At 68.6% G+C, this 370-nt stretch carries 1 protein-coding gene; it reads right to left on the bottom strand.

Annotated features, from left to right (window positions below; genetic code table 11):
- Positions 1-231: SDR family NAD(P)-dependent oxidoreductase (locus tag AC1DUE_RS20795; RefSeq protein ID WP_477041290.1), on the bottom strand; the 231-nt coding region annotated here is incomplete at its 3' end.
- Positions 232-370 lie beyond the last annotated feature (139 nt).

Below are 370 nucleotides of genomic sequence, written 5' to 3'. Positions count from 1 at the left end.
CTGCTGGACCAGGTCCGCGACCTCGGCCTCGGCTGTCACGTCGGTGGGTACGAAGATGGCGTCTGCTCCGCCGGCGCGCAGTTCGGCGGCCAGTGCGTCGCCGGCCTCCTTGCCACGGGCTGCGAGGACGACCTTTGCGCCCTCGGCGGCGATCCGCCGGGCGGTGGCCCGACCCATGCCGGAGGTGGCGCCGGTGATGAGGACGACCTTGTTGGTGAAACGTGCTGACATTGCTGACTACTCCTGTTTTTCCTGGAGTTGGGTGAGATTCAGAAAGTGACGACGAGGCGGCCGCGGACGCCGCCGGCCGCCATCCGGCGGTGCGCGTTACCAGCCTCAACGGGGGAATAGGTCTGCGCGACCCGTGGGA

It is taken from the genome of Cellulomonas sp. P4_A2 (assembly GCF_056402515.1).
This window is presented reverse-complemented; position numbering and strand designations above follow the sequence as displayed.